Source organism: Paenibacillus sp. CMM36 (assembly GCF_053570945.1).
Map to the genome: position 1 here is coordinate 105,461 of NZ_JBSEDY010000006.1, position 24,973 is coordinate 130,433.

The 24,973-nt window shown below is 44.6% G+C and carries 16 protein-coding genes; 10 read left to right on the top strand and 6 right to left on the bottom strand.

The window, feature by feature from the left end; all coding sequences use genetic code 11:
- Nucleotides 1–106: 106 nt before the first annotated feature.
- On the bottom strand, nucleotides 107–646 hold the full coding sequence (locus tag ACWA2B_RS14325; protein ID WP_449292316.1) for a helix-turn-helix domain-containing protein: 540 nt from the start codon (nucleotides 644–646) through the stop codon (nucleotides 107–109).
- Between the two features lie 269 nt (nucleotides 647–915).
- Here ACWA2B_RS14325 and ACWA2B_RS14330 point away from each other — a divergent pair, with 269 nt between their 5' ends.
- Nucleotides 916–1,329 carry a DoxX family protein gene (locus tag ACWA2B_RS14330; RefSeq protein ID WP_069011792.1) on the top strand — a complete coding sequence of 138 codons (414 nt, stop codon included), beginning with the start codon at nucleotides 916–918 and terminating at the stop codon, nucleotides 1,327–1,329.
- Between the two features lie 49 nt (nucleotides 1,330–1,378).
- On the top strand, nucleotides 1,379–2,245 hold the full coding sequence (locus ACWA2B_RS14335; RefSeq protein WP_069011794.1) for a VOC family protein: 867 nt from the start codon (nucleotides 1,379–1,381) through the stop codon (nucleotides 2,243–2,245).
- A 78-nt stretch (nucleotides 2,246–2,323) separates the two neighbouring features.
- Here ACWA2B_RS14335 and glsA read toward each other — a convergent pair whose 3' ends face one another.
- Nucleotides 2,324–3,262, bottom strand: a complete 939-nt coding sequence (glsA, locus tag ACWA2B_RS14340; RefSeq protein WP_069011795.1) for a glutaminase A — start codon at nucleotides 3,260–3,262, stop codon at nucleotides 2,324–2,326.
- A gap of 295 nt (nucleotides 3,263–3,557) precedes the next feature.
- On the opposite strand from glsA, the gene ACWA2B_RS14345 reads away from it, so the two are divergent.
- Genes ACWA2B_RS14345 through ACWA2B_RS14355 form a run of 3 tightly spaced genes read left to right on the top strand, consistent with a single transcriptional unit; the run spans nucleotide 3,558 to nucleotide 16,463 of the window.
- A complete protein-coding gene (locus tag ACWA2B_RS14345; protein ID WP_449292317.1) occupies nucleotides 3,558–6,998 on the top strand; it encodes an amino acid adenylation domain-containing protein in 3,441 nt (1,146 codons plus the stop codon).
- A 7-nt stretch (nucleotides 6,999–7,005) separates the two neighbouring features.
- On the top strand, nucleotides 7,006–15,585 hold the full coding sequence (locus ACWA2B_RS14350) for an amino acid adenylation domain-containing protein (protein ID WP_449292363.1): 8,580 nt from the start codon (nucleotides 7,006–7,008) through the stop codon (nucleotides 15,583–15,585).
- Complete coding sequence (locus ACWA2B_RS14355) at nucleotides 15,582–16,463, top strand: hypothetical protein (RefSeq protein ID WP_342434187.1); 882 nt, start codon at nucleotides 15,582–15,584, stop codon at nucleotides 16,461–16,463. Before ACWA2B_RS14350 ends, ACWA2B_RS14355 begins: the two co-directional genes overlap by 4 nt.
- A 110-nt stretch (nucleotides 16,464–16,573) precedes the next feature.
- Here ACWA2B_RS14355 and ACWA2B_RS14360 read toward each other — a convergent pair whose 3' ends face one another.
- The gene (locus tag ACWA2B_RS14360; protein ID WP_069011801.1) at nucleotides 16,574–16,876 is read right to left on the bottom strand and encodes a hypothetical protein; all 303 of its coding nucleotides are present in this window, start codon (nucleotides 16,874–16,876) and stop codon (nucleotides 16,574–16,576) included.
- Nucleotides 16,877–17,168: 292 nt separating this feature from the next.
- Between ACWA2B_RS14360 and ACWA2B_RS14365 the strand changes: the two genes are divergently transcribed.
- The 5 genes from ACWA2B_RS14365 to katA all read left to right on the top strand — a co-directional run bounded on the left by ACWA2B_RS14365 (nucleotide 17,169) and on the right by katA (nucleotide 21,900).
- A complete protein-coding gene (locus tag ACWA2B_RS14365) occupies nucleotides 17,169–18,074 on the top strand; it encodes an NUDIX hydrolase (RefSeq protein ID WP_029515141.1) in 906 nt (301 codons plus the stop codon).
- Between the two features lie 28 nt (nucleotides 18,075–18,102).
- Nucleotides 18,103–18,594 (top strand): NADAR family protein, encoded by a 492-nt coding sequence (locus tag ACWA2B_RS14370; protein ID WP_039273133.1) that lies wholly within the window; start codon nucleotides 18,103–18,105, stop codon nucleotides 18,592–18,594.
- A complete protein-coding gene (locus tag ACWA2B_RS14375) occupies nucleotides 18,591–19,490 on the top strand; it encodes a TIGR02452 family protein (protein ID WP_318627329.1) in 900 nt (299 codons plus the stop codon). The genes ACWA2B_RS14370 and ACWA2B_RS14375 overlap by 4 nt, the downstream gene beginning before the upstream one ends.
- A 59-nt stretch (nucleotides 19,491–19,549) precedes the next feature.
- Entirely contained in the window at nucleotides 19,550–20,152 is a 603-nt protein-coding gene (gene cysC, locus ACWA2B_RS14380) for an adenylyl-sulfate kinase (RefSeq protein WP_165146527.1), read from the top strand.
- Nucleotides 20,153–20,442: 290 nt separating this feature from the next.
- Nucleotides 20,443–21,900 carry a catalase KatA gene (katA, locus tag ACWA2B_RS14385; RefSeq protein ID WP_029515135.1) on the top strand — a complete coding sequence of 486 codons (1,458 nt, stop codon included), beginning with the start codon at nucleotides 20,443–20,445 and terminating at the stop codon, nucleotides 21,898–21,900.
- Nucleotides 21,901–22,021: 121 nt separating this feature from the next.
- Here katA and ACWA2B_RS14390 read toward each other — a convergent pair whose 3' ends face one another.
- From ACWA2B_RS14390 to ACWA2B_RS14400, 3 genes are read right to left on the bottom strand one after another with little or no spacing between them, the layout of a single operon-like run.
- Nucleotides 22,022–23,332 carry an MATE family efflux transporter gene (locus tag ACWA2B_RS14390; protein ID WP_165146524.1) on the bottom strand — a complete coding sequence of 437 codons (1,311 nt, stop codon included), beginning with the start codon at nucleotides 23,330–23,332 and terminating at the stop codon, nucleotides 22,022–22,024.
- Nucleotides 23,299–24,141, bottom strand: a complete 843-nt coding sequence (locus ACWA2B_RS14395) for an ABC transporter ATP-binding protein (RefSeq protein WP_069011811.1) — start codon at nucleotides 24,139–24,141, stop codon at nucleotides 23,299–23,301. The genes ACWA2B_RS14390 and ACWA2B_RS14395 overlap by 34 nt, the downstream gene beginning before the upstream one ends.
- Nucleotides 24,134–24,970, bottom strand: coding sequence for an ABC transporter ATP-binding protein (locus ACWA2B_RS14400; protein ID WP_342434186.1), 837 nt, complete (start codon nucleotides 24,968–24,970; stop codon nucleotides 24,134–24,136). Before ACWA2B_RS14400 ends, ACWA2B_RS14395 begins: the two co-directional genes overlap by 8 nt.
- Between the last annotated feature and the right edge of the window lie 3 nt (nucleotides 24,971–24,973).

Consider the following 24,973-nt stretch of genomic DNA (forward strand, 5'->3'; position numbering starts at 1 on the left):
AATGAAAATATAAGAAGCGCGGATCGTTGAAGTAAAGATACTTCCGGTACGCGCTTTTTTCGATAGGATTTGTACTTTTGTTGCTTCGTGCTTGCGTAAATATCTATTAAGCATCATTATCTGCTTCGAGAAACACGGAGATCAGAATTCGGGCGTTGTTTTCTCCCACATTTTTGACATAGTGGGGGATGGCTGCTCTCCAGCTAAAGGAATCTCCTGCTTCCAGGGTAGCTGTATCCTCGCCTTGCTCCACGTATACCGTGCCCTCCAAGATAAAATGAATCTCATCCCCTGCATGAGCATGCTCTTCTTCTGTAGATGAGCCGGGCGGCATTTCAACGAGCATCATTTTGACGTTACCCTGCCCCCCCAAATGATCGACCTGGAGCTTGTTTTTACCATATAAGGTTTTACGGCGCTCGTCCTTGCGAATCACTTGCATCCGTTCCTCATCTTTAAGAAGCAGAAAAGCGAGAGGTACGTTTAGCGCATTAGCGATGCTGTCCAATGTAGCGATGGAAGGGGAGGTTTTATTATTTTCTACTTGACTCATAAACCCTTGCGATAGTCCGGTTCGTTCGCATATTTGCTGAATGGATAAATTTTTACGTTTACGAGCAGTGCGTATGTTGCATCCTATACTCATAGAGCGTTCCTCCTTTAAGAAAATATAATGTATACTAATGTAATATTTATCATACCAAATATTTTGTTGACAGACCACAGTTTCTTATGATAAATTCACATTACAAAATAATTATTTCTATTACTAATAATTCGAGTTTGATTCACATTCATGTGTTGCGGCATAGATTCAGACAGTATTATTTTTTTAACCAAATTATTAGTAATATAAATTAATTATTCATATGCACTTGTATGAGTGTAATAAACAAACAGAATGGAGAGATAAATATGAGTTCAGCAAGCAGAAACATTTCTACAATTATGCGGGTGGCGCTGGGAATTTTGTTTTTGGCACATGGAATTGCTAAATTCCAAATGGGGTTGGGTAATGTAGCAGGCTGGTTTTCCAGCATTGGCGTTCCAGGATTTTTAGGTTATGTCGTTGCGGTGATTGAGTTGGTCGGCGGAATTGCATTGATTCTTGGACTACTTACCCGCTATGTATCTGGGCTATTTGTGATTGTTTTGATCGGTGCTATTTTTACAGCAAAATTGTCCGGCGGGTTGATGGGGAATGGTCAAGGAGCTGGCTATGAGCTGGATATTGCTTTTATTCTTGTAGCACTTCATCTGGTATTTGCACCAACGACTCGCTTGTCTCTGGATTCGTTGATCGGCCGTCGTGAGTCAACCGAACAATAATTTTTGAATAGCTTTGGTTCTCCAATCCATGTAGAAAGAGGGAAATCTCATGACAGCGCATATTCATGACAACACCAAAATCGGGCAGGTTTCATTAAAAGTAAGCAACTTGGAACGTTCTATTCAATTTTATACAGAGGTCGTTGGTTTTCAGCTGTTGCGTCAAACGGCGGATACCGCTGAATTGACTGTCGATGGGAAGCATGCGCTACTGATCCTTAACTATATTGAAAATGCAGTTATTCTGCCGCGCCAGTCCGCAGCCGGATTATACCACTTTGCTATTCTTCTACCGAACCGTGTAGCTCTGGGCCTGTCTTTACGTAATCTGCTGGCTCATGAGATTGAAATCGGACAGGGGGACCATGATGTAAGTGAAGCCCTATATATCCATGACCCCGATAATAACGGAATTGAAATCTATGCAGATCGTCCCCATGATCAGTGGAAAAAGGATGCAAATGGATTCTACATGATGGGAACAGATCCCGTGGATGCAGAAGACTTGGTTGCGATTTCCGAGAATTTACCTTGGCAGGGACTACCTCAGGGAACGGTAATCGGGCACGTCCACTTCCATGTGTCTAATTTGCTCAAAGCACAGCAATTTTATTGCGATGTGCTTGGCTTTGACATTACGTGCCGGTATGGCTCTTCAGCCTTGTTCGTTTCCGCAGGTGGTTACCACCACCATATGGGCTTGAATATATGGGCAGGTGAAGGAGCCCCACCAGCTCCTGAGCACGCTGCCGGACTGGATTATTTTGAATTGATCGTACCAGATCAGAATGAATTGAATGCCATTGTGGCTCGTTTAGAGGCAGCAGGCTATGGAGTGCAAGAACGCGATGGCGCCAAGTATGTAGCTGATCCGTTCCGCATTCAAATTAAACTGTTTAACGGTCAAATCTCGTAACATAGAAGGAACTCAACAAAAATAGAAAAGGGTATTCCTATAAGCCGTAAAGGCTGGGAATACCCTTTTTTCGTATATCTAGAACAAGCTCCAATCCAAATCACGAGACATCGTCTCCAGCAAGTGTACACCGGCTGTACTGTTTCCCATACGGTTCAGAGAAGGTCCAACCAGTCCAATGCCATAGCGTCCAGGTACCATCGTCATAATACTGCCTGATACGCCGCTTTTGGCAGGTAGTCCGACTTGAATGGCGAATTCCCCTGAAGCGTCATACATGCCGCATGTCGTCATAAATGTTTTGGCGATCTGTACATAGCGGCGGGGAATCAGCGGTATACCTGTCACCGGATCACGGCCGTTGTAGGCTAGTACAAGTCCCATACGTGCTAAATCTGTACAGTTCAATTTGACAGCACAATGTCTGAAATAAACTTCAAGCACATCATCCACATGACCTCTTAAAATACCTTTTTCCATTAGAAAATAAGCAAGGGAACGGTTTAAATGGCCTGTAGCTGATTCTGAATCGTAGACATCCTGATCATATTCCAATGTGTCATTGTGGGTGAGGAGGCGGAAAAATTGGAGAACACGGGCAAATTTCTCTTCTGGACTGTTCCCGCGAATCAGAGAGGAGATCGCGATTGCCCCCGCGTTAATCAGTGGGTTAAACGGAATTCCCGGCTCAACCAGTTCTAATTTTAGCATGGAATTAAAACGGTCTCCGGTAGGCTCCATCCCCACCTTAGAGAAGACAACGTCCTCTCCATTATCCATCAAGGCCAGAATGAGCGTAAATACCTTTGAAATACTTTGCATCGTAAATTGGATTTCCGTATCCCCGGCTACCACGGTTTCACCCTCACCGTTCATTACAACAACACCAAGCGCGTCGGCCGGGGCTTTGGACAGTTCGGGAATATATGCTGCTACCTTGCCATGAATATACTCATGACGGCTTTGTTCTACCCATTCCGGCAGTTTGGTCTGTAATCTCTGCCACTCCGATGTCATTTCTTTTCCTCCAGTCGAGTAACCAATCTGTGGTATTTTATTGTAGAGCAAAAAGTAGCTATATACTTATTTTAAAGAAATTTTCAGTCAAAAAACAAGCTCTGATGTCATTTCTTTTTCTCCAGTTAAATACCCAACCTAATGTAATATCGGAATTATAGTTTATCCTCTGTAGTTTTCATTCTCTTCATCCAACTGCCTATCCAGAAATCACTTCTAAGTGGCACATATACCTTTTTTAGCATTGGCTCATAAGAAAGATTCCCATCTTTAAAAAAGTTAATAGGAGAAGGAGATGAAGTGGAGCATGGTACACGGTATGTTAGCGGATTACCCGCGGGAGAAAACGATTCATCAACTGTTCGAAGAGCAGGTTGAGCGCACACCGGATCACATAGCAGTTGTATTTGGGGACAAGCACTTGACGTATGCTGATCTGAACAAACAGGCTAATCAACTAGCACATGTTTTGCGGGCTAAAGGTTTAGATCAAGACGAGGCTGTCGGAATGATGGTCGAATGTTCATTGGAAATGATCATCGGAATTTTCGGAATTTTAAAAGCTGGGGGAGCGTATGTGCCGATTGATCCTGAATACCCGAGGGAACGTATACGCTATATGCTGACGGATTCTGGTGCAAATCTCCTGCTGACCCGGCTTCCAATCCACCAGCAAACAGAACTCGCCAGTGTTGTACTGGATTTGATGGACAAGCGGAACTATGGGAAAGAAACAGGGAATCTCTCATCTAAGCAAGGTTCCGACACCCTTGCTTGCATTATGTATACGTCTGGCTCTACAGGCGTACCTAAGGGCACCCTGACGATGCACTACAATATTACACGTGTTGTTAAAAAGCCGAATTACATCCAATTCTCGACAAAAGATAGGATATTACAAGTGGCCAGTTTTTCGTTCGATGGTTCTACATTTGGTATTTATGGAGCTTTGCTTAACGGAGGCACTCTCGTTTTGAACTCACAAGATCAAACCATGAATGCACGTGAGCTATCAAGCGTCCTACGGACACAACAGATCACGAAATGCTTCGTCACGACAGCACTTTTTAATGCATTGGTGGATGTGGATCCCGATTGCTTTGCAACAATTGAAACCTTGCTATTCGGTGGTGAGAAGGTTTCAGTCAGCCATGTGCGTAGAGCGTTTGCCCGTCTAGGTCCGGGCCGCTTAATTCATGTCTATGGACCGACGGAGAGCACGGTATTTTCTACTTATTATCATATCGATCATTTGGACGAAAATGCAAATACCGTACCGATCGGCAAACCCATCAGCAACACGAAGGTTTACATCTTGGATCAAGAGCAGCATCCTCTGCCACAGGGAGTTGCAGGTGAACTGTACATCGCTGGCGATGGATTAGTTAAAGGTTATTTGAATCGTCCAGAGCTGACAGAAGAGAGGTTTATTCAGTCTTCATGGGTACCTGGAGGCAGGTTGTATCGAACCGGAGATTTGGTGCAAGAGCGAGCGGACGGAAACATCGAATATATCAGCCGGATCGACGATCAAGTGAAAATACGGGGTTATCGAATTGAGCCTGGGGAAATAGAGTCGCATTTATTAAAAGTAGATGATATACAACAAGCGGCAGTTATTGCCCGTGAAAAGGAGGCCGGTCAAAAGCAACTGGAAGCATACTTTACGGCGACCAAAAAACTGATAGCAGATGAAATTAAAACGGCTCTCTCTATAAAGCTGCCGAATTACATGATTCCATCTTTTTATATACAACTAGAACAAATGCCATTGACACTGAATGGTAAGCTGGACCGCAGGGCACTGTTGGCCCTTGAAGAGAATATGCATGGTGGAGCAGAATATGTGTCTCCTAAGCCAGGACTGGAAACGAAGCTGATGGACATCTGGCAGGATGTATTGGGTGTGCAGCAGTTCAGTGTTTTAGATAGCTTCTTCGACCTCGGTGGGCATTCTATTCATGCGCTTACATTAATGTCGAGAATGGAGCGTGCAGGATATCACGCCACTTTAACAGACATTTACCACTATAAAACGATTCGGGCACTCGCTGATTATCTTCATTCAACTCAGAATAATATTGCAGGGTCCAAAAAGCAACAGGACATCATAAAAACAACTCAAGAGTTGATATCTTGGCTTCACCAAGAAACAGATGGTGTTTACGAGCTGGTGAAATACCAAGTAAGGGATTTTATTCACGAAGTTAGAGATATTCAGGTGCTTTACTGCGACACGGTGGCTGACGTTAACCATATCATGCGGATCATGGACGGGAAAATAACTCAAGAGCTACTGCCACACTACATTGTACCACTGCATCAAAAAGCTAAAATGGCTGATCTATACTGGACCATGGATGAAGAGGTATTTTTCCAACGTCTGGGCTTAAAAAGCATGGATCTGGATCAGGTGAAAGGTTTACGCAAGCTTCTGGAAAACGATTATTTGAAAAAAGATCAGTGGATTAAAACAGGAGCAGTGGCACAAGAATATCCGCTAAGTGGAATTCAGCAAATGCAAATTTCGTTTGATACACCTCCAAGTTTAGGTATATTTAGGCTGGATGAGTGCGTGAATTACGATTTTTTGGATCAGGCTTTCGCTCATTTTGTACAAAGTCAAGGATTACTGAGAAGTGTCCCGGTCCAAAGAGATGAATGGACTTATTGGAGGGAATACGTACCTTCTAGCGATGGTTTACCAAAACTCAACATCATTGATGTGTCGGATCACAACCCATGTGGTCCCATTACGGACATGATAAATGATTATGTTACGAACACCCGTTTCGCCGAAGAACATACTTTGTTCCACATGTTTGTGCTGAAACGAAACCTTCGTGAACATTATGTCATAACTATTTATCATCATGCGATATGCGATCGGGTGACCTCGGAAGTAGCTGAAAGACAGTTGGTTGCTTACTACAGGAGTCTGCTTCAAAATCGACCCCTTCCTACGGATGAAGTGAAGCCCTATGTGGAGTATGTCAATCTAATCCAAAGTGGACCGAAAGGAATTACGGAACAAGAATTGATATCAGCCTTTAATCTGGAAGCGTTCCAAAAAAGCAAGCAAAATGCCTTCCAGGCACCAAATCTTCGAACGTGCACAGAAGCCTACCTGTTTAACGTAAGCATCCCTGCTGAAAATCCTTCTTTGGAGTTTGCGCTTTCTGTCTATACAAGGGGCTTGCAAACTTATTTAGGTATGGATAAGCTACCATTGTTATTTTTATATGATGGAAGAAGGTACGAGGAGGCGGCTTATTATAACACGGCCGGTGAATTTATTGATTTTGTACCTATGCTGATCGAACTGAAACAAAATCCGGATGAAATGATGCAGTCTGTCAGAAGCAGACTGGAATTATTAAAACACCATACGATTAATTTTATGCATCTTCTTACAAGTCCTGATTACAAAGACAAGTGGGAACGTGCCAGAACATTTGCACAGTTTGGGAAGCAGTACGAGCAACTAGACTTATTCATGTTTAACTATTTAGGAAACAGCGCTAAGGCAGACTCAAAATACAGCAATTATTATGATGAAACTATCATAAAGCAACCCAATCCGCTGCCGATCTATTCACTGTTCAATTGCATTGCTTCTTCCTACACGGACGGCCTTATTTTTTCTATACGATGCAGTTACGAGATAGAGGTTGAGGAAGTCAGGGCTGCATTTTATCAAGCTGCCGGTATGGCATCCCGGATAGGGGAGGTTTAATAACGTGATGGAATCAGCTAATACATCTAATCAGAGTAGTTCTGATAGGCCGCGACGTTACTTGCCTTTATTTTCTCAGCAAAAAGGAAATGCCGGATTGCCCGAAGGCGATGATCAAGCACTTTACAAGATTCGTTTGGGGACAAGACAGGTCAAAACGATTATGGGTTTTGTACAGCATCATCAGTTGGGTATGCCTTCTTTTATAACAGCCATATGGTCCGTACTGCTATCCCATTACTCCAATCAATACGCTCTGCCTGTTTTATATTCCGTGGTATCAGACAAGGAAGGGAAAGAATGTCGTCTGGATTATCCACTACTCATTCATATACAGAAGGAAGATCATCTTCTCTCTTTGATACAAAGGATACAAATGGAATGGAACAAACAACATAGTAGCGACGAATTGAGAGAGGATTTTTCGCAGCAAACTAAAGTTGATCCTCCATCAGGGGCAGGGAAGGATTTCTTCAATGTGTGTATCGCAGAGATTTATGGTGACTTTCCTTCTCCAAGTTTAAATGCGGAAAAGTCCCCTCCCCTTTACGGTATAGATCAGCCAGAAATCGCGCTCTGTTACCGTTATGGCCAGGATGTATTGGAGTGCGCAATACAGTATGATGGAAGCCGTTTTGGAAAAAGGCAAATCGCTAGATTCGCAGGCCATTTCAAAACACTGCTGGCAAATGCACTCCTTCTTCCGGAGAAGACGGTACTATTTCACCCCATGCTGACCACAAGAGAACGCAGACAGATGCAACAATGGAATGATACGGAACAAGCCTATCCTTTGGATAAAACCGTGGTTCAATTGATCGAAGAGCAGGCTGGCCGAACACCCGATGCAATCGCTTTAGAGTTTGGAGAGCAGAAGCTGACCTACTATGAGTTAAATCACCGGGCAAATCAAATCAGCCGCATGATTTTAGAGTCGTATTCGATACAGGGGCATGGCGTTCTGCCGACCGGCACGCTGATTGCCATCGTCTTGGATAGAAGCGCAGATGTGATCCCGTCGATGTTTGGAGTTATGAAAGCGGGCGCTGCTTATCTTCCGATCGATCCCCAATATCCTGGGGAACGGCTGCGATTTATTTTAGAAGATGCACAGGCCCAAATGATTATAACGCACAGCCAATTAGTAAGTAGGCTAAATCCATATATTTCTCAAATGGGTAGGGGAGCATATTCGCTGATTTGTGTGGATGAATGCTTGGTGCAGCAGGACTACTATCCCTACGAAAACTTGAAGATCAAGGTTACACAGAATGATCTCGCTTATGTCATCTACACATCCGGTTCTACTGGAAAACCGAAGGGAACCCTTATTGAACACGCGGGTCTGGTTACGTTGATCCCTTATCTTGTTGAAAAGTTTGGTATCACCTCAGATTCAAGAGTCATGCAATTCGCCTCCATTAGTTTCGACGCTTCAGTCTATGAATGGATCGGCACGCTATCAGTAGGCGGAACAGTGGTTGTTCTGTCAGACGAGGAACTGCCTCCTTATGCAGACATTTCAGATATTCTTGAAGAGAAAAATATCCACGTTGCGATGCTAACGCCATCTGTGCTGCGAACGATGAAACATAGAGAACTGCCAAGATTGCGGACAATTGTATCTGCTGGAGAACCCTGTACGCCTGATATTGTGGACTATTGGGGAAGAGGAAGACGATTCGTGAACGCTTACGGGCCGACCGAAGTGACGATTATTTGTTCTACTTCCGTCTGCAGACCGGGAAAAGAAATTACGATCGGCAAACCCGTCTATAACAAACGTTTATTCGTTTTGAATCCATTCGGCAGTCCTGTGCCTGTCGGCGTTCCCGGCGAACTATGGGTGGGCGGCATAGGGCTTGCCAGAGGATATTTGAATCGTGAAGAACTGACTCAGGAACAGTTCGTTCACAAAGAGGTTGTAATTAGCAGTGAATATCCGCCACACTGTGAGCGGCTATATAAAACCGGGGACATTGTGAAATGGACGCCGGATGGTGAATTGGTATTTATCGGCCGTATCGATGAACAAATTAAAATCAGAGGGTATCGTATCGAGCTGGGTGAAATAGAACATCAGCTCCGCCAACATCCTGACATCGGTCAATGTGTCGTTCAAGCCTGGAAGGACGGGTCCTACCATAAACTGGTGGCCTATTATACTGCCGTAGAAGAGCTGAAAGAGGCCGATCTGACACAGCACTTAAACTCTGTATTACCAGCTTATATGGTTCCTTCATATTTTTGTTATCTGGAGTCAGTTCCAGTAAATACAAACGGTAAAGTCGACCGTGGAGCTCTCCCTGATCCGAGGGGGACCTTATTTATTCAAGCTGATGAAGTTGTGGAAGCAGACGAGGACGGTTTCGAAAAGCGCTTGCTTTGGATTTGGCGGCAGATTTTAAAAAGAGGAGATATCGGGGTTAACGACCATTTTTACGCGGTTGGGGGAGACTCAATTCTTGCCATTCAGGTCGTATCTATGGCCAGGGATCATGGTATCATGCTTACTCCAAGACAAGTTGCGGAGCATCCAACCATTCAGAAATTAGCTGCTGTGGTTACTTGGACAGACAATGATCAAAAGGAAGATCTCATCGTTGACTTGACAGGCGAATTTGGTTTGACACCGATCCAGTACTGGTTTTTCGAGCAACAGTTTGTAGAGCCGCATTATTTCAACCAATCCCAGCTGTTTGTACTCCGTGATTGTGATCCTGTGAAGCTGGAAACTGCCATTAATCAATTGATTCGATTACATCCAGAGCTGTCGATGGAGATCGTAGTCAAGGAACATGTGTATTCGCAGCGCTACCGAAAGGATGTTTCCATTCAACTGGCTAGCTACACCCTTCAACAAGTCGATTATCCCGAATCCGAAATTTCAAGCATTTGTGATACGTGGAACAGACAATTGAATTACGAGACGGGTGCCATGATGTATGCAGGAGTAATTCAAGGTCACCCTGACGGTAAAACCCGTCTGTTTATGACTATACATCATCTAGTCATTGATGGAGTGTCTTGGAGAATATTGGTTCAGGAATTGTATCAATTGTATCAGGGTATAGCGCTGCCTACTGTTTTAAATCCATACAAGAAGTGGCATTCTGTATTGATGAGTTATTCTAGACATAAAGATACTTTACGTCATATTGAATATTGGAAAAAAGTGCAGCATCAAACCGCAGCATTTGTACTGCCAGTAGACCATTACCCGGATCGTAAAAAGAGCAGTGAATCTTCGGAATTAGTTACAATGCTTACTCCTGACGATACGGAACTGCTTTTGCATCATTGCTCTCAGGCTTATCATACTGAGATCAACGACCTACTACTTACAGCCTGGTCCCTGGCGCTCTCCGCTTGGTCTGGACAGAAGACGATTGCGTTTCGCTTAGAAGGCCATGGACGTGAGCACTTTGTATCCGATATAGATCTGACAAGAACCATCGGTTGGTTTACCTCCATGTTTCCGGTATGCATTCAGATTACGGACAGTTCCCCCTTGGGAGCGACGATTAAATCTGTCAAAGAGCAGTTGCGTTGTATTCCTCACCGCGGCATGTCATATGGCGCTTTGAGATACTGCCATCCGAATACAGAAGTCCGTTCCGAGTTATCAGCTTCTGAACCTCAGGCTCTTTTCAATTACTTGGGCCAGTTTGATCAGGAGAATGCGAGCGAATTAAACCAGTGGTTAGGGTTTACAAGTGACGCAGCACAGGATTATAGCTCGCCGCTTAATCATGGAACAAGCCTATTGGAACTCAACTGTTCCATTGTTCATGGCAAGCTGCATTTGTTTATGAAATATAGCAAATGTCACTATGAAGAAGTGACCATCACTCAGTTGTTAGATACTTTTATAACACGTGTGCTTGCTATTATCGAACATTGCAGCCGGACTGAACACCAAGAGTTCACACCTAGTGATTTTCCATCAGTGTCACTGGAACAGCATTCGCTCGATCAGATCGTACAGACATATCATTGGCAATATGGTGTAGATAAAATGATGCATCTAAGTCCCTTACAAGAAGGACTGCTGTTCCATTATTTAGATCATCCTAGTTCCGATCAATACTTTGTGCAGGTTAGTTGGAAATATCATGGTAGGCTAGAGGTAGACCGTTACCGGGAAGTCTGGAACAGCATCATTTCTGAAAATGATAGCTTGCGGACTTGCTACATTTGGGAGGCGTTGGACAAGCCCATACAATGTATTATCCAAAATGCAGAATGGGATTGGACATTTTTGGATTTTGAAGCTGAGCAACCAGAGCAGCAACAAGAGTGTATCGAACGCTGGATGACAATGGATCGTAATCGCCGTTTTGATCTGAGTCAGCCTGCATTCCGCATAACACTGATTCAGACTGCTTCAAACGAATGGACGATGATCTGGAGCTACCACCATATTTTGCTGGACGGTTGGAGCCTGCCGCTACTAATAAATCGAGTTCATGAGCTCTATGCTTGTAGCCTGCAAAACCGGATGCCACAGCGCAGCTTGACCCGTTCTTATGAAACTTATATTCGTTGGTTAAACAATAAGGATCGCACAGAGGCCGAGTTATTCTGGAAGGCATATTTAGCCGACGTAACGGAGCCAACCCAACTACCGATAGAGAAGGGCATACTTCCCGAGGTACATCAACCGATTGAGAACCAGCAGATCGAGACTCTTTGTATTGATCCGAGACGAACCAAGCGGATCGCTGATTTTGTTCAGCAAGCGCAAGTTTCGCTAAATACGTTGGTGCAGTTTGCATGGGGTAAAGTGCTACAAGTCTATCAAGATGCGGATACAACCATATTTGGTATGGTCGTTTCCGGAAGGGGATCGGATCTTGCAAAAGCGGATCAGATCACAGGTATGCTGATTAATACGCTGCCTTTGGTCATGCACTGGAATGTCGAGCAAACCATCACTGAATATGTACAAAAGCTGCACCAAACCATTCAGAAACTAAATGACTACAGCTATGTGAGTCTGAATGAACTGAAGAGCTGGACTGGTATTCAAGGACATGTCATGTTTTACAGCATCGTAGCATTCGAAAATTATTTGAACGACTATCGGCAACCAGAAAATGAATTGAAGATGTCAGCTATGGAGGAACGAGAGAAAACGAATTATCCAATGACGATCACCGTTGCCAATGACGGGGAACAGATCACCATCAAGTTTATGTATGATGCAGATCGATTGAACCAAGAAACGGTTTGTCGACTGGCAGAGCATCTGCTAAATACGCTGGAATATGTGCTGGAATACCCGAATTACAACGTCAGAGACGTTTGCTTCATGAACAAGGATGAATATGAACGAATCGTCTACGACTGGAACAATACGTATACAGCATATCCCAGAGAGCGTTCAATTATTGATCTATTCCAAGAGCAAGCGGAGCTGCGGTCTTCACAGCCTGCAGTAATTGCGCACAATCAGGTTATGTCCTACCACACCCTAAACCTCATATCCCAGCACGTTGCCAAGATGTTAACGGATGATGCTGATGATAACAATCATGGAAAGTTTATTGGAGTTTACTTGCCGCGCTCTCTTGAATTCATTGTCTCCATCCTGGCGATCATGAAAGCGGGATATGCCTATGTTCCCATTGACCCCGATTTTCCGGCAGCAAGAACCCGCGAATTAATCAAGGACGCTGGACTGGACACCATTATCACTTCACAGGAAGGAGCGGAACGTATCTCGGAAGCCTGTAAGGGAATCCGTTTAATACTGATGGATACAAAGTATTTTGACCAAAATGGAGTTGTGGAACAAGAAGAGAAGGAGAACATGATTGCTCCAAATGATCTTGCTTATCTAATGTATACATCCGGATCGACGGGAAAACCGAAAGGCGTTATGGTGGAACATCGCAATGTCATTCGCTTGGTCAAAAACACCTGTTATTTTCCGTTTTCTTCTGATATCAGATTGCTTTATACAGGTTCGCCTGTTTTTGACGCTTCTACGTTTGAAATTTGGGGGACGCTGCTGAATGGAGGACAGCTGTTTGTAGTTTCAAAAGATGATCTTCTAAATATACATGTGCTGGAGCAGCGGATGAAGGAGTGGAGAATTAATACACTATGGCTAAGTTCTGCACTGTGTAATCACTGGATTGAAGAAAATGAAAAGATATTTGCTAGACTCCAATGGTTGCTCATAGGTGGGGAAGTTTTGTCGGTTAAGCATATCAATCGTATCCGTCTTGCCAATCCGGAACTTTCGATTCTCAATGTATACGGTCCTACGGAGAACACCACCTTTTCGACGAGCTACCGGATCGAAAAGCCTTTTGAGCAGAATATCCCTATTGGCAAGCCCATTAGTAATTCAACTTGTTATATTCTGGACAAACGGGGCCGTGTTCAGCCTGTCGGAGCAATCGGGGAATTATGCGTGGGGGGAGACGGGGTTGCAAGGGGGTATTGGCGGCAAAACCAATTGACACAGCATGCGTTTGCACCGAATCCATATCGCTCTGCCAAAGATGGTGAAAGAGGTACGAATTCAATTCTATACCGTACGGGAGATCGGGCGAGATGGCTGCCAGACGGGAATATCGAGTATATCGGACGGGCTGACGATCAGGTGAAACTTCGCGGCTATCGAATCGAACTCGGAGAAGTCGAGTTCCGTCTTAGCAGCTATCCTGTAGTGAAAGAATGTCTGGTCTTTATCCGGGAGGTTTATGGCGATTTGCGGATGATCGCTTACTATACAGCGGAAGAGGAGCAACGAGTGGAGCAGCTTCATACTTTTATGGCTGAAGGTCTTCCTTCTTATATGTTACCGTTTCGTTACGTTTGGCTGAAATCGTTCCCATTAACGGCTAACGGGAAAATCGATCGTAAAAATCTTCCTTTACCTGAAATCCATAGCAGCGATAAGGAAGCAAATGCTGGACCGAAGACTGAACTGGAGCAAACCATAGAAGAAGTTTGGAGCATGGTCCTGAAGCTTGATTACATTGGCAAGAATGAAGATTTTCACACGTTGGGAGGCCATTCGCTCCATGCACTACGAATAGCCAGCCTGCTGCAAAAAAGCGGATATCCGGTTACGGTCAACCAAATATTTCGCGAACAGACGATCGAACGTTTGGCCCTCTCATTGATCAATGCAATGACGGATACAGCAACTGACCTTTGTCCGAACATGGATATCCCATATCAGTCTATAAGAAAAGAATACCCGGATGACGGATTTCCGCTGTCTGCTGTACAAAAACGTTTTTTCCAAAGAGATCTCGTGAATTATAACATGTTTAATGTACCTTACTTGGCTCGGCTCAAGAATTACATTCCTACAGAATGGCTGAACGCGTCGATTGAACCACTATTGAACAAACATGCGGCGTTGCGGCTGTCGTTTGCTCAACTGGATGATGAATGGTATCAGTTTGAGCAGAAAATAAGTGCAGGACAGGTAGTTTCTTACGTAGATTTGCACATGATCTCGGGATCACATGACGCTTACATTTCGGAATACTGCTCGAAAGTGCAGCATGAATTCGATATCAAGGAAGGACCTTTATGGAAAGTTGTGTTGTTTGACCATTATTACGAAAAGAGACAACAGGTGATATTACTTCTGTTCCATCATTTAATTTTTGACGGGATTTCCATAAACATTTTTTTAGAAGAGTTGAGACATCTTCTCTTGCCGGGAAAAAGGAGTGATTTGGCGTTACATGCGGAGGAGAAGGAAAGCAGTTATCGGGATTGGTGCATAGCGTTGTCGCAATATGCGGCAAAGGGACCTTTTCCCAAATCATCCACTTTCTGGAGTGAGTTTGTGGAAGGCGGCCAATCTTTACAGGTTGACAGGGAATCGGAGATACAGCCTCTTCACCGACACATGAGAACTATAACGTATGATTTACTTGAAGGAGAGGAGCATATTCTTCTTCTAAAAGCATTGGCTATGAAGCATCATACTACTCCACTGAGCATCTTACTGACGGCGTTGTCACAAGCTTGTTTCCAATTGAAAAAGCAATCGGATTTGCTGCTGCATGTGATGTCTTATCAACGTGAGTCTTTTTTGCCGGGTATTATGATTGATCGTACTATCGGTTTTTTTGCCGGTGCATACCCCCTTCGAATTCAGATCCCAGAAGGAGAACTATTGGGGAATTGGGAAACGGCACTGAGACATGTCACACATACGTTGCGGCATATTCCATCTGAAGGCTTGGATTATTTTATTTTACGACATATGATACAGGGAATTTATCTAGATAAGGAACCACTAAGGGACGGAACACACATGCTTTTCCATTACCAATCAGAGGAAATGAACGGGATAGCTGATGATTTGTTTGAGCCTTTACCCATATCTTACGGAAATACGAACGCGGCGGACAATCCCTCTGCTTACAAGTTAAATATGACGGCAGGTCTTAGATGCGACAGATTAAGTTTAACCTGCTATTATAGTTCACTGCATTATAAGGATCAGACGATCGCTGAGCTAATACGCCTCATATCCAGACATCTGTGCCAAAGCATCAGTGTTCGCCCATATACCATGATAGCGGAGGGGAGCTTCAGATTATGAAAATATATGAATTTTGTCCATTTTTCAATGAAAATCGCATTGCAGATATTAAAATAAAAGAAAATTCCGGTTGGATTGATGAGTTGCACGTGATCGAAGCTAACAAGACGTTCAGCTATTTAGATAAGCCTCGGAACTTTAATCCAGATTATGTTGGTCCCAAGGTCATTTATCATCCATTTCATGCGGATCAAATATTTCGTGAACCTGAGAAGCACTCATTGTACTTTGATGTGGATAGCTGCGGTGCGGATAACTTTGACCGCTGGTACTGGCGTCTGCTCAGCCATAACAGTGCGTTTCATAATGAGGCTTGCCAAAGAAACAAGAGTACCTCTATCTTGCAGGATAAGGTTGAGGATGATGATGTGATCATTTTGGCTGATTTTGATGAGATCATTGATAGCCGGATGGCGGATCGTATTGTTTCGGAAGTGAAGAAACATCAAGTTATTACAATTAAAATGCACTACTCTGTATTCTTCCTGAATCTTTTTTGCCAATCTAATCACGGTGCTCCTTATTGGAGCTATCGCGTGTTCGCCATGACCGGCCGGTACTTCAAAAGTATGCCTTTCTTACCCGACTATCTCAGGAAGAAGGGGATTGCTGAAGCGCTGTATCATGACATTTATTGTCTGGAGGAGCCAGCTGGATTCCATCATTCATGGCTTGAATATCAGAAAACCGCGCTTCCCAAACTGCAAGCTTTTGCCGCCAATGTAGAAGATAAAAGTATATTAAATGCAGAGTATATTGATCAATGCTTACATGATAAAAGGCTGTACTATATTGATACTGAACTTTATGTTGATAACTCAAAATCGTTTTTGAGCAGTCTACAGGAACTTAAAACAGATGATCTTTGGTACAATTAAAGGGAAAAGAGATCAAATAAAAACTGCCGACGGGGTCGGCAGTTTAGTTTAAAGACCTTCTGATGTATCAGATTGATTTATCGGAAGGTTGTTTTGCTATGTACTTGGAATCAATAGTAGCTGCTTGAATTCAATGAACTTATGAGTGCAGGCAACAGAGCAACAGCCATAATGATATAGATCACGATTACAATAGCGGCCCAAAGAAGGCCTGCTTTAGCGTAATTAGCTTTGCTCGGATTAGTCGAGCCGCTAAATGCCCACACAAACAGCATAATAAGTCCAACTACCGGTATAGCCATCAGAAGTAAACTGATCATCCATTCCTTGAATGAGACTGGAGGCGGGTACACAGGGGCTGGTCTGGATGGTGCTCCTTGTTGATTGTTTTGCGGATTAAACTGGTTAGACAATTGGATCTTCTCCCTACGTGATTAGTATGTTGTGTTTCCTATATTGACCAAAACATCATACATGATATGACAATAAGCAACAAGTAAAATTCAGTAAACAGTCTAATAGTACTATCAAACGTTTAAAAATAGGTCTATACACCCTATTGACGAAGCAGTTTTTATATATTATTGTATTGATATTAACATTTTGTTTTTATCAATTGATTCAAATTAAAAGTTACATAGAGCATTCGCCACTTTTGACTCAAAAGCGATGAAATACCCATATATGAACAGGTAGGTGACGCAAGTGACAGATGGATTGAAACATAATTACAGTGGCTTGACGGAAGAGGAATTTTTGGCCGCTTATGATGCGAGTGAATATGAGCGCCCATCCGTAACGGTAGATATGCTGCTATTTACGGTAATGGATCAGCTCCAACAAAATTACCGTAAGCTGCCGGAGAAGACCCTACAGCTTCTTTTGATCCAAAGAGGGGAGCATCCCTATATAGGACAATGGGCGTTGCCAGGTGGTTTTGTAGGCATAGATGAAAGTCTGGAAGAAGCTGCACGACGCGAGCTTAAAACGGAAACGAATGTGGATCAGATTTATATGGAGCAGCTATATACTTGGGGAGATGTGGCACGTGATCCACGTATGCGGGTGATCAGTTGCGCTTACATGGCTTTAGTTGACCACGATTCCTTGGAGGTACAGGCGGGGGATGATGCCGCTGATGCCCAATGGTTTGAGCTGGATTACAGCGTAGCTCAGGAGACGCGGACGAATCAGCCGGAAGGTTACACATGGGAACAAGACATTGACATCACATTGAAGCATGGGGACATCCATCTGTCAGCCAAAGTAAAAATAACTGAAATTCTTAAGGGAAGAACCATTGAAATCAAGCGAGAAGTGCTGGAGTCACAGGGAATTGCTTTTGATCATGCCAAAATTATTGCGTACGGTATAGAGCGTCTGCGCAGCAAAATAGAATACACAGATATCGCATTTCACCTGATGCCGGCTCTATTTACACTAAGTGAGCTTCAGCAGGTGTATGAAATTATTCTAGGTAAGGAGCTGTTGGCTGCAGCTTTTCGTCGCAAAATAGCTGATCTCGTGGAAGAAACCAATGAGTATAGAAAAGCGGCCGGACACCGTCCATCCAAGTTATACCGATTTAAGCCTCGGTCGCGTTTTATGTAACATAAGGAATATGAAATGAGGAATCATCATGGAAAAGTTTACGTTTTTTTATCGCAGTCATTCGCCGTTTTCGCAATGGTATCCTTCTGATTTTGTCGTGGATGGAATGGAGTTTAACTGTGCCGAGCAATATATGATGTTAAAAAAAGCCCAGCTTTTTGGGGATGAAGAGGCGGCCTTGAAAATTATGCAAGCCCCTACTCCAAGGGAACAAAAAGCCCGCGGCCGCAGTGTGCGCGGATTTGACCAATCCTTGTGGGAGGCCAATTGCCGGCAATTTGTGTATGACGGTAATTACGCCAAGTTTACACAAAATCCGAATTTGCTCAAGCACCTGCTTAAAACGAAAGGAACCACTCTGGTTGAGGCTAGTCCAACCGACACCATTTGGGGTGTAGGCTTAGCTGAGAACGATGCTCGTATACGGAACCGCAAGCTATGGCGTGGCACGAACTGGCTAGGAGAAATATTGACGAATTTACGTGAGGATGTATTGCAAAAGGAGGAATGGTCATCATGAAAAATACAATGAATTCTCGGAGCAACCGAGATGCCCGATCGAGTATGGCGCAGGAAACACTATCCATTTTGGAACATGGGTATTATACGAATAACAAACAGGCTCAAGTAAATATGACAAATGACATAGGGAATGCGGTCACAGGCTCGAAGTTATATACACCTTCTCAGCTGGTAACTGTAAAACAAGAGGCAGAGCAAAGAATAAAAAGTATATTGGAGCCTTCTTCCCGCATAGACGAACAGAGGATCATTGCAAAATTGGAGGTTACGGGAGAAAGCACGTTACAGGCGGCATACAGACTCCAGGTAGAGGAGAAGCTGACCCACGTGGCGTGTTTGAATTTTGCATCAGCCAAAAACCCGGGAGGTGGATTTCTCGGAGGCAGCCAGGCTCAAGAGGAAAGCTTGGCTCGTTCGTCAGCGTTGTATCCTTGCATTTCACAAATGGAAGAGATGTATGGACATAATCGGAAGCTGCGGAGCTGTTTTTATTCAGATTATATGATTTATTCGCCTGAAGTTCCGGTATTTCGGGATGATCAGGGAACATTGTTGGAGAAGCCGTATCAAGTCGATTTCCTGACCGCACCTGCTGTAAATGCTGGAGTGGTGCGAGAACGGGAGCCAGAGCAGGTGAATCGGATTGGTGAAGTGATGCTGGAGCGAATCCGTTACATTCTTGGAATGGCTAAGCAAAACGGCGTAGAACATCTTGTGCTGGGAGCCTATGGTTGCGGGGTATTCCGCAATAAGCCGGAAGAGGTTGCCCTCTGGTTCAAGCAAGTGATTGTAGATGAAGGATATGGTTTGCTGTTTGACCGGATTGTTTTTGCAGTGTTGGATCACAAAGCAGACCAACGTACTTTAAACAGCTTTAAAAATGTTCTTTCTTGAAGTAAAGGCAGTGCATTAAATCGTTTACTATAATATCTCATGAAAAAGGAAGGTGCTGAATGGAACCATCTTCGAATATAACCTGGCATGTGTCCGATATTGATAAGCAAGCGCGTCAGCTTTTGAATGGCCATAAAAGTCCGGTGCTTTGGTTTACAGGGCTGTCTGGTTCGGGAAAATCAACGGTATCCTCCACACTTGAAAAAGCGTTATATGCACGAGGCATACACACGTTTATTTTGGATGGGGATAATGTTCGGCATGGTTTAAATCGGAATCTAGGTTTCCTACCCGCTGACCGTAAAGAAAATATTCGTCGTATTGCTGAAGTTGCAAAGCTAATGGCACATGCGGGTGTCCTAACCATTTGCGCCACCATTTCCCCTTATCGGGAAGATCGTGAAATGGTAAAGGAGATTTTAAAGCAAGAAGGTTGCTATGAGATATATATACAGTGCAGCCTGGAGGAATGTGAGCGACGCGATCCAAAAGGAATGTACAAGAAAGCGCGTGCCGGAGAAATTCATCATTTTACGGGGATTGATGCTCCTTATGAAGCACCGTTGGAACCGGATCTAATCGTATCCACTGAAGGGCGGGAGGTAATCCCGTCGGTTCAGGATATCTTGGATTTTCTCGATAGCAAGCAGCTGCTTTTATGATTTTATGATGAATTCTATATGAATATTGTCTGAAAGCCTCAATGGCAAAACTTCGAGAAGTGATCAAAGGAATCATTACAGAACGTGAAAATGGAAGCATACTAATTAGTAAATAAATACAGTAGTGCATATACGGCAAGCCTTATAGGGCTTGCTTTTTTATTTATGATTTTAAACTAATTCTAAATCCTAAATTATAATAATTATAAAAAAGTATTGATTTTTGTTTGTGCACAATTTATAGTGAAAGACACATAGTCAACCAATTCATTCAAGAGGTGATTTCAATCATGAGTAACCAACCAACGAACCTGACTACAAGCTGGGGCGCTCCTGTTGGAGATAATCAAAATTCGATCACAGCAGGCTCGCGGGGTCCCGCACTAATTCAGGATGTGCATCTGCTGGAGAAATTGGCACATTTTAACCGGGAGCGTGTGCCGGAACGTGTCGTTCATGCAAAAGGTGCAGGAGCACACGGATATTTTGAAGTTACTAATGATTTGTCTGCATATACAAAAGCAAGCTTCTTGTCTGAGGTGGGCAAGCGTACACCGATGTTTATTCGCTTTTCTACAGTGGCGGGTGAGCTGGGCTCGTCCGATACTGTACGCGACCCGCGTGGTTTTGCGGTGAAGTTTTATACAGAAGAAGGCAACTATGATCTCGTGGGCAATAATACACCTGTGTTTTTTATTCGGGATGCCATTAAATTTCCTGACTTTATTCATACGCAAAAACGCCATCCCCAAACCCATCTGAAAAACCCGAATGCGGTCTGGGATTTCTGGTCCTTATCTCCTGAATCGCTGCATCAGGTAAGTATTCTAATGTCTGACCGCGGTATTCCAGCTACTCTTAGACATATGCATGGTTTCGGTAGTCACACGTTCAAGTGGGTAAATGCCGAAGGACAGGCAGTATGGGTGAAATATCATTTTAAAACAGAGCAAGGTGTGCAAAATCTTGATGTGGATTTGGCTGCGAAAATTGCTGGTGAAAATCCGGATTATCATACAGAAGATTTGTTTAATGCCATCAAAAAAGGTGATTTTCCTGCATGGAAACTTCATGTGCAGATTATGCCGGTAGAAGATGCAGATACGTATCGCTTTGATCCATTTGATGTGACAAAAGTATGGTCTCAAAAGGATTACCCGCTGATCGAGGTTGGACGCATGGTGCTGGATCGCAATCCTGAGAACTATTTTGCTGAGGTAGAGCAGGCGACATTCTCCCCGGGTTCATTTGTTCCTGGTATTGAGGCATCCCCGGATAAAATGTTGCAAGGACGCCTGTTTGCCTACGGCGATGCACATCGCTACCGTGTAGGTGCAAATCATAATTCGTTGCCGATCAACCGTCCGCATGCGGAAGTTCACAACTACCAACGCGATGGTGCATTGCGCAGTGACAGCAATGGCGGAGGATCTGTCTATTACGAGCCTAATAGTCTCGGTGGACCCAAAGAATCACCTGCGCACAAAATGGCTCCTTTTGAAGTGTCTGGCGAAGCTCAAAGTGTAGCCTACGATCATCATGATCACTACACACAACCGGGCGACCTATACCGCTTGCTCAGTGAAGAAGAGCGTGCACGCCTGGTCCGAAACATCGTAAATGCGATGAAGCCCGTAGAAAGTGATGAAATCAAACTGCGTCAGATCGGACATTTCTACAAAGCTGATCCTGAATACGGACGCCGTGTAGCCGAAGGTTTAGGCTTGACCGTTCCTCAAGGCGAGTAGAGGTATCTGCAAACTCCTAACCTGAAAGCCGTATGAATAAATAATAAAAGGATGTCCCAACACCACGTACATGGTGGATGGGACATCCTTTGTTTTTGAGAGCGATGTAAATCAGGTGCTGCTATATCCTCTGCAAGCGAGGTAAATAGATTACAAGAAACAGTGACCGTCCTAGTGCAAATACGATAAAGGATAGCCAAAGTCCGTGATTCCCATAATGGGGAACGCACCAGAAGAGAGCGATCAAAAAGCAGAGCAATGAAATCAGCATCGAATTACGGATCGGATACGTTACCGTCATCCCCGTAAACACACCGTAGAATACCAGTCCCAGCCCGGCTGCCAGTGGAAAGACCACAAGCCACCCATTATAAGGGCCTGTAAGGCTAATCACTGTAGCATTGTCCGTAAATAGTGAGATAAGCGGCTCTTTCAGTGCGAAATACAATCCTCCTGTCACTACGCTGGTCACCAGTGTCCAGAACCAGGACAAGTGAATAACCCTTTGCAGCATTTTACGATCCCCGGCACCCCGAGCCTGACCTGTCATGATGCTACTGGCGTTGGCGAACCCATCAAAAAAGTAAGCCATAATGTAATGGATCTGCAACAAAATAGCGTTTGCCGCCAATTGATCGGTTCCAAAGCTCGCACTGCGCGCCGTAAACAGATTAAACATCGTCAGCAGACAGGCTGTACGGATCATAAGATCAAGGTTTGTTGCCATGACACTTTTCAACTCTGAAGCTCCAAACCATCCTCGCCAATTCATCTGTCCGCTTTGCTTCCATTCTCTCCAAATCGATGAGCGGAACACCAGAACGAGACCCAATATACATGCAAGAGCCTCCGCAATCAGAGTAGCGCTTGCTACACCAGTGACATTCCAATGCATCATCTGTGTAAATACAATAGCTAATACCATATTGATTACGTTCATTGTAATTTGCAAAAATAATGTAGCCTTCACACGGGATAATCCCATCAGCCAGCCGAGCAGCACATAGTTCACCAATGTAAGAGGGGCTCCCCAGATACGAATGTTAAAATAAATTGCTGCCTGCGCTGCCACATCCTGAGCTGGATGGATTAGCTGCAGAGAAGCTAACAGAATGGGCTTTTGTAACACAATGAATACCGCACCAATGAGTAAAGCAATGGCCAGTGGGCGCATGAGAGCAGCTATGCCCTGGTCGTTATTTTGTGCCCCCGCGGCTTGGGCCGTGAAAGCTGATGTGCTGACTCGCAGGAAGCCAAACAGCCAATATAAAGTATTGAAAATAAGAGTGCCCACCGCTACACCGCCTAAATACGCGGAATCGCTCAAATGACCGATTACAGCTGTATCCACCGCACCGAGTAGCGGGGTTGTAATCGTCGAAATAATTAAAGGGATAGCTAAAGCAAGATAGGCTCGGTGGGAAGGCAACATGTTGAAAAAACCTCCAGTAATGATTGTGTGTAGGGATGGCGATCCGAATGAAATAATGCTTCCTTGGGAAAATGCTCAAGCACACTGCCTTCTTTCATGACCATGATTCGATCACTCATAAAGTGCACAGCCGCCAGATCATGTGAGATAAACAGATAAGCCAATCCTAGCTCATCCTGCAAATCCTTGAGCAGATTTAAAACGGTGGCTTGTGTGGTCACATCCAGACTTGCTGTTGGCTCGTCCAATACGATAAAATCCGGCTCTGTGCTGATGGCACGTGCGATGGTTACACGCTGCTTTTCCCCACCGCTAAGCTGATGTGGAAACTTGTCCAGATAGCTGGCTGGAAGCTTTACCATATCAAGCAAATGTTCTGCTATATCCCGACGTTCTGAGGACATACCCGTCATAAAAGAAGGAACATAGTACTTAAGCTGGTCCAGTGGCTCCAGCAGGGATTGCAGGATGGTTAGTCTGGGGTTCAAAGCCGCAGATGGATGTTGAAAAACTGCACCCAGCCTGCTGCGAATCCGTTTTAACTCGCTCCGCTTTAATCCCCGGATAGACTGCCCATCTAGTCTAAGCTCACCTTGATCAAATGGGTCCAATGTCAATATACAGCGAGCGAGTGTGCTTTTCCCACTGCCGCTTTCCCCGACAATGCCCAGACATTCTCGAGGGGAGATCGACAGAGCAACATTTTGCAGCACCGTTTTGCCTCCAGTGTAAGCCTTCGTCAAACCGGAGACGGTCACGACAGGATTAGACGTGTCTTGCCGCTGAGCGCAGGCGGCTTGATTATTCATGTGCAGCGCTCCTTTCCATTGCGTCCTGTTCTTCAGTGCTGTTGTAAGGTAAACGTGCTGGAGCGCCCGGAGACAGCGGCGGAATAGCTGCCAATAGACGACGAGTATACGGGTGGTCCGGATGGTTCAGCACCGCTTGCGTTTCACCTATTTCAACCAGTGAACCTTCGCGCATCACTGCGATTCGATCTGCATACTTGCGTACATGACGCAGATCGTGAGTGATCCACAAGACGGAAATACCCGTTTCCGTCCGGATTTGGTCAATGAGCTGCAGCACCCGATGAGCTGTGAGCGTATCCAGCGCCGTTGTGGGCTCGTCGGCAATAAGTAACTTCGGCTCCAGTAGTAGTGCAGCCGCAATAGCTACCCGTTGCAATTGACCGCCGCTGAGTTGGAACGGATAGCTGCGGTACACACGCTCGGCGGGAAGCTGTACGCGCTCCAGCACCTCGATACAGCGCTGCTTGCGCGCCTTGCGATCTTGCTTGCCATGGGCGCGCATCAGCTCGTCCAGTTGGCTGCCTACACGCAGAAAGGGGGTGAAAGCCCCGTGGTAGTCTTGAAAAATGTAGGATATTTCACTGCCAAGCAAAGAGCGCCTTTGTTTAGCGGGTAGATCTAGTAAATTATTGTCCTTCCACACAATGATACCTTCCGCTGTAACAGAAGAGGGGAGAAGGCCGCCGATAGCGAACGCCGTCATGCTTTTGCCGCTACCACTTTCGCCGGCAAGAGCACACCATTCCCCCGGACGAACGGCAAGCTCCAGTTGCTCTACAATCGTTTTTACATTGGTCCGAATCGTTAAGCCTTCAATAGTCAGCATGTG

What these genes read in the sequence shown, in the direction of transcription:
- ACWA2B_RS14325 (WP_449292316.1), bottom strand. Translation starts at nt 646, where the DNA reads ATGAGTATAGGATGCAACATACGCACTGCTCGTAAACGTAAAAATTTA.
- ACWA2B_RS14335 (WP_069011794.1), top strand. Translation starts at nt 1,379, where the DNA reads ATGACAGCGCATATTCATGACAACACCAAAATCGGGCAGGTTTCATTA.
- ACWA2B_RS14355 (WP_342434187.1), top strand. Translation starts at nt 15,582, where the DNA reads ATGAAAATATATGAATTTTGTCCATTTTTCAATGAAAATCGCATTGCA.
- ACWA2B_RS14390 (WP_165146524.1), bottom strand. Translation starts at nt 23,332, where the DNA reads ATGTTGCCTTCCCACCGAGCCTATCTTGCTTTAGCTATCCCTTTAATT.
- ACWA2B_RS14345 (WP_449292317.1), top strand. Translation starts at nt 3,558, where the DNA reads ATGAAGTGGAGCATGGTACACGGTATGTTAGCGGATTACCCGCGGGAG.
- ACWA2B_RS14370 (WP_039273133.1), top strand. Translation starts at nt 18,103, where the DNA reads ATGGAAAAGTTTACGTTTTTTTATCGCAGTCATTCGCCGTTTTCGCAA.
- ACWA2B_RS14330 (WP_069011792.1), top strand. Translation starts at nt 916, where the DNA reads ATGAGTTCAGCAAGCAGAAACATTTCTACAATTATGCGGGTGGCGCTG.
- glsA (WP_069011795.1), bottom strand. Translation starts at nt 3,262, where the DNA reads ATGACATCGGAGTGGCAGAGATTACAGACCAAACTGCCGGAATGGGTA.
- ACWA2B_RS14350 (WP_449292363.1), top strand. Translation starts at nt 7,006, where the DNA reads ATGGAATCAGCTAATACATCTAATCAGAGTAGTTCTGATAGGCCGCGA.
- cysC (WP_165146527.1), top strand. Translation starts at nt 19,550, where the DNA reads ATGGAACCATCTTCGAATATAACCTGGCATGTGTCCGATATTGATAAG.
- ACWA2B_RS14400 (WP_342434186.1), bottom strand. Translation starts at nt 24,970, where the DNA reads ATGCTGACTATTGAAGGCTTAACGATTCGGACCAATGTAAAAACGATT.
- ACWA2B_RS14395 (WP_069011811.1), bottom strand. Translation starts at nt 24,141, where the DNA reads ATGAATAATCAAGCCGCCTGCGCTCAGCGGCAAGACACGTCTAATCCT.
- katA (WP_029515135.1), top strand. Translation starts at nt 20,443, where the DNA reads ATGAGTAACCAACCAACGAACCTGACTACAAGCTGGGGCGCTCCTGTT.
- ACWA2B_RS14375 (WP_318627329.1), top strand. Translation starts at nt 18,591, where the DNA reads ATGAAAAATACAATGAATTCTCGGAGCAACCGAGATGCCCGATCGAGT.